This is a genomic window from Endozoicomonas sp. ONNA2 (assembly GCF_024606365.1).
Taxonomy (GTDB): Bacteria; Pseudomonadota; Gammaproteobacteria; order Pseudomonadales; family Endozoicomonadaceae; genus Endozoicomonas.
Genome location: NZ_JAHHPO010000193.1, coordinates 1 through 9,178, shown reverse-complemented (window position 1 = coordinate 9,178; position 9,178 = coordinate 1). Strand labels below are relative to the sequence as shown.

Here is a 9,178-nt window from a genome sequence, read left to right as displayed (position 1 = left end):
TAGCTAAATATCCTATTATCGGGATGATCGTTCGACCGATTCTGTCGCCCTGTGCCCAGAGCTGTTTACCGCCCCGGCGACCAGAGTGGCAATCTTGATGCTTTTTACAGTGCGATTCCCGAGTGGCCCAAATATCAGAAACCTTATAAAGATGAAACCGGGCAGTGGCATGCTGGCTTCTGGCCAATTGACGAAAAGAAAGCACCTGTCTGGGAAGCCCTTTTAGGTGAGCCTCTAAAATTGTATGGCATGGATCGGTCATTTCCTGGCGCTAAAACAGCCAGAACTTTTGGTTATTTCTGTCGCTGGGAAGGGGATGTACTTGAAGCCATTCACTGGCTGGCAGCCAATGAATTGAAACGTAACAGTGAAGCTTTTTCCTCAAAATTCTCTGGCACATTCCTAAAACAAACAGCCCCGGGTAAAAACATTGACTTCCTGCCAAAACCTTTAACCGCCTACCCGAAATATGGTTTGAGGGCAATGTGCCAACCCGCTAACGAACGAACATTAATCGGCTCTTTAACACCAAGAGGTGTAAGCGCAATCAACTCGGTACGGTTTGTCTCGTTTACAGACAAGTCCAGAGTTTTATCATTTACCACTTTTGCAAACTCAATTGTGGCTGACTTCTTCTTTAAGGTGAAAGGTAGAAGCAATATTCATGAGAATGATATCAGTCAGATCCCCATAATAGACGGGGATGCCATCAAATTGGCCAACTACCGGACGCTGAGATTATCCTGTCAAACGAGCAGCTTTGGGGATCTCTGGTCTGACTTTTACACCAGTGAAATGAGGCAAGAGAATTTCACCAGGGATATGCTTGAAGTAGACACTGAGGAAGACTGGTCTTCACTGTCTACAGACTGGAAAATCAGTTGTAGTTTAAAAAACGACCTCACAAGACGACAGGCAAATCTGGAGATTGATGTTCTGGTTGCTATTCAATTAGGGCTTGCTGTAGAGCAATTGATACAAGTCTATTCAGTTCAGTTCCCAGTTATGAAATCCTATGAAACTGTTGATCAGTATGACGCCAGAGGACAACGACTGCCCAATACTGCCCGAAAAGAAGCCGGGGCGAGAGAACTGCGAGAAGCCCTGCAAAACCATGATGGCGAATCACCGGTTACCGCCAGCTGGGATATTGATGGCGGCAATGAAACGGTTACCAAAACCTTCTACCCGCCATTTAGCCATGTAGACCGAATTGAAGATTACCAGACCGCTTATCAGGTGTTCAGTGAGCGACTGGGGCTTGCAGCCAAGGACGATTAAGTATGCTACCCGCAACCCTTGCCCAGGAAGTTCGCAAACAGATACAGCACTATCTGGGCGCCACTTTTCATATGCGCCAGCCTGAGTCTGAACAGGCATTGCAGAAGTTTTTCAACCATCCGGAGGATGGCCTGTTTAAAGGCCCCTGGGTGCAGGTCAAACGCCCCTTCCGGCTGGCCGGCGATTCCGGTAGCCGGTATTTTGACCTGCATATTCCTTTTACCCCTTTTCTGCATCAAAAACAGAGCTGGGCAAGGCTAACCAGTAAAGGTAATAAGCCCAAACACACCATTGTCACCACCGGCACAGGGTCCGGTAAAACCGAGTGTTTTCTTTATCCCTTACTGGATCATTGTTACCGTGCAAGACAAGCCGGTCAGAACGACGGTATTAAAGCCATTATCCTGTACCCTATGAATGCCCTGGCCTCAGATCAGGCCGGGCGTTTTGCCGAGGAGATTCTTACATCCGATCAACTCAGTTATCTGGTTAAAGGGGAACGTAAAGCCAGGATTCGGATCGGCCTGTACACCGGACGCATGACCCAGGCAACGGGAAAAGGTGAAGGGGCAGAACCCGGCACTTATCAGGAAATGACCATTATTCCGCCTGAAAACGGCAGGAAAAAAGAAACGTATGTGGCCATTACCAATCGAGCAAACATGCAGGAGAACCCACCGGATATTCTGCTGACCAACTACAAAATGCTGGATTACCTGCTTCTGCGTCCCAAAGACCAGGATATCTGGCGTCATAATCAGCTGACTCCCGAGCTGCTTCAATACCTGGTGCTGGACGAATTGCATACCTACGATGGCGCCCAGGGAGCCGATGTGGCTTGCCTGCTTCGCCGCCTGAAAGCACGGCTGGATATTCCCGCCAACCATCTTTGCATGGTCGGTACCAGTGCCACCATTGCCGGAGGGGATGAAGAGCAGCAGATGGACTCAATTGAGCGGCTGTGTGAATTCGCCAGCAGTCTGTTTGAAGAAAGCATCACCACCGAGTGCGTGATCAAGGAAGACCGTTATAAGGTCGAAGAAATTGTTCGCATTGCCTTTGCTGTGGATGAATACCCTGACCCGAAAGACTGCGAACCCAGGGAAAAAGAAGACGCCCCTGGCTACGCCTGCCGGATGGCGGAACTGTTTGGCGCACCTGCTAACCCGATGGCCATGGACAACCCCTGGCTATTAAACGTCAGTCAGTTTGAACAATATAAAGACTCCATTGAAACGCTGGATAGTTTCACTCGCCGGGGGCTGGCTATCGGCGAATGGTTGCGCTGCCACCCTCTGTTCCATGGGCTGTTAACCATTACCCAGTATCAGGTAGCTGGCTGGACTCAGTTACTGAAGGATCTCAGCAAGAACGATTTTGTCTTCCGTGGTGCCGGCTCTCTGGTGGAGCGGGGGCAATTACTGATGGCATTTCTGGCACTGGTCGCCCAGGCCAGGGAATTGCGCAGCGGCCGGGCGTTCCCACTGGTGCCTACCCAGGTTCAGTTCTGGCTGCGGGAACTGCGCCGGGTCGGTTCCCTGGTAACACCGGATATTGCTTTCTCCTGGCTGGATGAACCAACCCCGCAACGAAAACAGTTACCGGTTGCCCATTGTACCGAGTGTGGTGAAATTGCATGGGCTGCATTGACCGATCCGGATATGGAATCGGTGATACAGCAGCATTGCCAGGGATTTCAGCTTAAAGATGATGTTCAGGCTATCTATCAGGGCTGGGGCTTTGATCATCCGCCCTCCCAGCGTCTGGTGCTGCTCAGCCCCTGGAAAGAGAACGATGACCCGATCCGGGAAGATGGTCAGCAATTACTGGAAGGTATGCGCTGGCATCTTGCACCGAACTCCCTGGTCGTTCGACAGGGACCGGGCAAATGTCCCCTTACCGATGAAGCAACGTTCCCGGTAAAAGTCAGCCGGGAAATCAAAACCCTTGAGAATGGCAGCGTTATCGGTCGAAGGCTCTGTCCTCATTGTCAGGCTGAAGACGCTTTAATGTTTATTGGTAGCCGTGCTGCAACCATAGCCAGCGTTGCCATTGATGAAGTGTTTGGCTCGGTATTGAACAGTGATGCCAAGCTGCTGGCATTTACCGACAGCGTTCAGGATGCCAGCCATCGGGCCGGATTTTTCTCATCCCGCACCTACCACTTTACCCTGCGCACCGCACTGCAACACATTATTGATGAGGCGGGTGACACCGGTTTGCCCCTGGAGCAAGTCGGTGAACATTTGCTGGCCTATTGGTCCCGGCCAGAACCTGGCAGGCCCGGGAGTGAAAGGCGTGTTATCGAAACCCTTATTCCGCCGGATTTGCGGGAATATAAGGGTTATGTCCAGTTCCGCAAAAACAGTGCAGCCCTCAAACCTGACCCAAAACTGCGGAAGGAATTCATCACTCGGTTAAACTGGCAGGCAGCCAGCGAATTCAGCCTGATGCTAACTCATGGCCGGACCATGGAAATCAATGCCAGTGCAACCCTGGGCTGGGATGACCGGATCATCGAAGACACCATTGATAAACTGCAACTGGCATTTCCTGCCATCAGCCCGTCACTGGAAGCACTGGATCGCCTCTCCATAAAACGCTGGATTTATGGGGTTATCCATCGTCAGCGGGAGCGTGGTGGGCTCTATCATCCCTATCTTGATCAATATGCCGCACAAAATATGTGGGGAAAGTTTAACCAGCGCGGGCAAGCTCTGGAATACCGTGAAAGCTATCCGGGTAGCGGCAGATACAAACCGAAAATGCTGGTTACCACCCAGGATCGTTACCACGATTTTGCCCTTGCCGCGCCCCGCTCCGGTAGCCTGTTGCCCTGGCAATTACTCTGGGCTCGCCGGGCACTTGGCAGTACTGGTCTGCTCTCCGCCATGGACGACGCATCGTTAGTGGATTTGATGGCACGACTGCTGAAATGCGGTACCGAAGCAGGCTTGTTCCATTGCGTACATGTCGATGGCAATAAATCGTTTTATGCCCTGAATTCCGGTGCTGCCCTTCTTTACCCGACAGGTAAAAAACTGCTGTGCCAACAAAGCAACCATATTTTATTCCGGCCACTGGCTGAAGCGAAGGTCTGGGAAAATAGCCCCAGCCTTTCTTATCAGGCGCAGCATAGCCTGTATCAGCCTGCAAAGTTGAATGACCGGGAAAAGTATTATCGGGAACGGTACCGAAAAGGTGCCCTGCGTCGTGTTTTTGCCCATGAACACACGGGGCTGTTAACCACGGACGAACGTGAAAACCTGGAAATGAGTTTTAACGCTGGCGGCCATGGGGATGATCCCAACGTTCTCACCGCTACATCAACGCTTGAGATGGGTATTGATATCGGTGACCTGTCCACCACTATGCTGTGTTCCATTCCGCCATCAACCGCCAGTTACCTGCAGCGTATAGGCCGGGCCGGACGGAAAACCGGTACCGCCCTGGTCTTAAGTGTGATTAACCAGCGCCCCCATGATCTGTTTTTCTACGCCCGCCCGGAAGATCTGCTGTGCGGTGATGTGGAACCACCTGGGTGCTGGCTGGATGCCAGTGCCGTATTGGTGCGTCAGTATCTGGCTTTCTGTTTTGATCAGGGTGTCAGACACAAAGTGCTGACCGATTTACCCGCCACCGGAAAGCAGTTGGTGGACGAACTGATTGTCAATAAATCCGGCAATATTCCCCAACTGCTGGACTGGATGCTGACTGAAGAACACCAGTTACAACACAGTTTTCTGGAGCGATTCAAAAACAATATTCAGGAAGATACCCGGGAGCGTTTCTGTCAGGAGTCACGGGTTGAGCGCCTGCGGGAAAAAATTGAACTCGCCGCCGCCGAATTTAATATGCAACGCTCGCTATTGCACAATGCCCAGAATCGCCTGAAAGATCAGAAGTCCAAACTGGATGCAACTGCTGATCAGGAAGACCTGGCAGAAATCCAACGGGAAGAAAAAATCCTTCGGGCTCGCCGACAAAAACTGGGGGAAATTTCGGCCCTGGAAGTTTTGACTGAACACGGCTTATTGCCCAATTATGCTTTCCCTGAACGGGGTGTTCGCTTCTCTGGCAGCACCTACAACAAGCACGCCGCCAATGACCCGGACAAAAGTGTTGAGAAGCCGCCGATCGAACTGGTGCGAGCGGCCAGCTCAGCCATCAGGGAGCTGGCTCCAGCCAATCATTTTTATACCCGTAGCCACAAATTTGATGTTCAGCAACTGGAGATAGGCTCCAGGTCGCAACCGCTACTGGAAAAATGGGCCATCTGCGGTCAATGCGGCCATATGCGCCTATCTGCTGAAGTTGACCAGCCAGATGCTATCCCTGCTTGCCCGCAATGCGGTTTTGATGGTCCCTCCGGGCAGTGTGACAAGGGGCAGCATAAAGACTTCCTGCCATTCCAGCGTTCTCAGGCTATTTCCTATATGGAGTATTACGACAGCCTGTCGGGGGATAATGCGGAAGAACGGGAAAATGAGTTTTACACCATCGTTCCCAGCTTTGACCAAACCATTGAGCAAGCCAGTGGTGCCGTTGGTGAAGATGATCTGCCCTTCGGCATCGAATACCGTGCCGCCATGATGATGCGTGAAGTAAATGCTGGCTATTCTGACCTGCCTGCTGAACTGGATTTTGGTCAGGACAAAAAGGTTCCCGACCATGGCTTTGAAGTCTGTGAAGATTGTGGTGTGATCGTTTCCCCCGGCAAACGCAAGTCTGAGATCAAACATCGTCGCAGTTGCTCCGGTCATAGGGAAAGCCAGAAGAGAAAACGGGAAGGTCGTGCCGATGAAGCCTATCGCTGGAAAGGTATGTACCTTTACCGGGAGTTACGTTCAGAAGCCATACGCCTGATGCTGCCGGATGTAGAGCAGGAAGATCTTGATACGCTGGAAGCAGCTATTTACCTTGGCATGCGCCTGCGTTTCCAGGGTGACCCGGCTCACCTGATGGTCAAGCCCCAGGTGATCCCTGATCACGCTGCCGGTATTACTCGCCATTACCTGGTGTTACTGGATGCAGTACCCGGAGGAACCGGATTCCTGAAAGCACTCTTTCAGGATGACAACAAAGGAGCCACACCACCCGCTGAAGGGATCATGCATATTATGCAGTTGGCATTAAATGCACTGGAAACCTGCTCCTGCCGAAAACTTCCCCAGACCGAAAAATATACCGATGGGTGTTACCGCTGTATCCGCACCTACCATATGCAGCATAAGTCGGAAAATATCAGCAGTGAACGTGGGATCAATCTCCTCCGTAAGCTTCTGGTGGCTGGTGCCAAACGGGAAGTCAAACAAGCTTTGGACGATATCAAGGTCCAGTCAATATTTGGCAGCGTACTTGAGAAACGATTTGTTAATAAGCTCCAGTGCTGGGTGGAAGAGCTGGGAGGTAGCGCCAGCTGGCGCAGTGCAATCATTGCCGGCACTGAAGGCTTTGAGTTTACCCTGGGTGACAGCCGTTGGTGGTCCCTGGAACTGCAGCCCATGCTGGGCGCACACCAGAATGTTTCCGTGAAATGTCAGCCTGACTTTATGTTGCGCTGTGATGATCCGGAGGTAAAACCAGTGGCTATTTTTACCGACGGTTTTGAGCCCCATGTGAAACCGGGAGAGCAGGAATGTCGATTGGCGGATGATTTGAAAAAACGCCGGGCCATTTTGGAAAGCCATCAGTACCTGGTCTGGAACATTGCCTGGAATGATCTGGACAGTGAACAGGACAAGTCTCAACTCACCTTTCTACAACCCCATGTTGCAACCCGGGTTTTGACACCTCTGGCCAATAAATTAGTAGCAAAAGGCAAGTCAGTTCCTGCTATCGAAGGCATCTGCGCTAACCCTTTCGAGCAGTTCAAGACTTACCTGAAATGCCCGGTAAGCAGCAGCTGGAAAAGCCTTGCCCAGCAAATAGGTGGCCTGGCACTGTTAATGCTGGCATCACAGGGAATAGGTCAGGATTCTGATGAAATGAATGGCCAGTTTCAACTTTGGCGGGCAGGCTATGCACCACCACCGCTAACCACATCAAACAATGGCAACTGGGTATGGGTAACCAAACTGGCATTGAATGAAGATTTATTGACCTACGGAGTAGGCAGCGAGCTGGTTACCAGCGACTTTACCAATCTCAGGATGGCATTAAGGCTGGGTGACTCTTTTGATGAACGAAAACAATCCGGAACCTATTTAACCCGCTGGCGACAGTTTCTGGCAATGATGAACCTGTTCCAGTTTGCTGATTCATTTATTCCTTTCACGACCAGCGAAGTTGAGGCAGATACAGCGCCGGACCTTACCGTTGAAGTTGAAAGTGCACTTTCTGATGACTGGGTGGCAATTCTTGAAGAAACTGTGCCAAGCCTGGTCAAGGCGGCTAAATTAATGGCTGCAGCCAATAAAGTTGTTCCGGAAGTCGAATTCTATAACGATGACCTGCCCGGTGACTTGTCCGCTGAACTGGCATGGCCAGATGCTAAAACGCCGGTTGCGTTACTGACTGGCGACCAGGCCAGCTTTGCAGAAAAATGGCAAGCCGCTGGCTGGATAGCCATTACCGATAAAGAAATTAAAACCCGGGGTGAACAGTGGCTCCTTGAGCAAATTCCGGAGCAGGAGGTTTAAATGGCCCAGTTAATGTTGCACAGGGAAGTATTGAAGAGTTTTGGCAAACTTCCTTCGAAAATACAGAAGAAGATTTACGAACTGATCCGGAAGTTTGAGGAAGACAGTACCCAGGCAAGTATCCGGCTTGAGCATTTGCAACCCTTGGTAAAAGACCCCAAGGTACGCAGTGCCAGAGTGGGTGACGATTATCGCGCTATTGTCATTGCGCCGGAGGTTGGCGATACCTTCCTTTTGATGTATGTGGATCATCATGATGAAGCATACCGATGGTGCAAAAACAAACAATTCGAAGCCCATGGGGCTACCGGTACCCTGCAGGTTTTTGATGTTACAGAAGCTCAGACTGTTATTGCAGAAACAGGTAACTCCGCTCCACTGCCAGAGCATGAAACCTATACCCTGGACAGGCTGAGTGATCAAGAGTTATATCATGCGGGGGTACCAGAGGCACTTATTCCTGCTGTGCGGGCAGTCCGTAATGATGATGCTTTCCTGCAGCTCTCTGAGTACCTCCCCAGAGAGGCTACACAAGTCCTGTTTGGATTTATCGATGGTATGACTCTGGACGATGCACTGAAAGAAATGCTCGGCATAGATACCGTCGCTATACCCGAAAGCACGGGTGACTTTAGACATTTGGCAGACGCTGCCAATATTGACCTGGTGCTTATCAATGGACATGAACACCTGAAGGAAATTCTTAGCGAGGATATTGAAGAGTGGCGGATATTCCTGCACCCATACCAGAAAAAACTGGTTGAGAAAAAAACCAGGGGGCCTATGAAAATCAATGGTGCAGCGGGAACCGGCAAAACGGTCGCGTTAATGCACCGGGCTGCTTTTCTGGCACAGAAACTGACCCAACCCGATGAAAAGATTCTGATCACCACTTACACAACCAATCTGTCCGTTACGATCAAAGCCCTTATGGAGCAACTGGCATCGGATGTGTTCAATAGAATTGAGGTAACCAACCTTCATCAGCTGGCAAGAACTATCTGCCACCGGGTTGGCTGGCGGGGAAAAATCGCAGAAGCAGAGGATCTTAAAGATATTTGGGACGATGTCCTGAAAGCTCATCCAACAGACGATTTTGACCGTGAGCTTATTGTCACTGAATACCAGGACATTATTGACCCTATGGGGATTGACACGGAAGAAACTTATTTAACAGCCATCCGAACCGGCAAAAAACGGATTAGGAATTGTCTGTAAATAACTTCCGCATATTCAGATGCTCCACCGCAATCATC

At 50.7% G+C, this 9,178-nt stretch carries 3 protein-coding genes; all 3 read left to right on the top strand.

The window, feature by feature from the left end; translation table 11 throughout:
* Nucleotides 1-51: 51 nt before the first annotated feature.
* From KDK14_RS03425 to KDK14_RS03415, 3 genes are read left to right on the top strand one after another with little or no spacing between them, the layout of a single operon-like run.
* On the top strand, nucleotides 52-1,281 hold the full coding sequence (locus KDK14_RS03425; protein WP_257263619.1) for a hypothetical protein: 1,230 nt from the start codon (nucleotides 52-54) through the stop codon (nucleotides 1,279-1,281).
* A gap of 2 nt (nucleotides 1,282-1,283) precedes the next feature.
* Nucleotides 1,284-7,922, top strand: a complete 6,639-nt coding sequence (locus tag KDK14_RS03420) for a DEAD/DEAH box helicase (RefSeq protein ID WP_257263618.1) — start codon at nucleotides 1,284-1,286, stop codon at nucleotides 7,920-7,922.
* On the top strand, nucleotides 7,923-9,140 hold the full coding sequence (locus tag KDK14_RS03415) for a type II toxin-antitoxin system RelE/ParE family toxin (protein WP_257263617.1): 1,218 nt from the start codon (nucleotides 7,923-7,925) through the stop codon (nucleotides 9,138-9,140).
* Nucleotides 9,141-9,178: the final 38 nt, after the last annotated feature.

Excerpts from the sequence above, each read along its gene's own strand:
- KDK14_RS03420 (WP_257263618.1), top strand. The coding sequence starts at position 1,284 with ATGCTACCCGCAACCCTTGCCCAGGAAGTTCGCAAACAGATACAGCAC.
- KDK14_RS03415 (WP_257263617.1), top strand. The coding sequence starts at position 7,923 with ATGGCCCAGTTAATGTTGCACAGGGAAGTATTGAAGAGTTTTGGCAAA.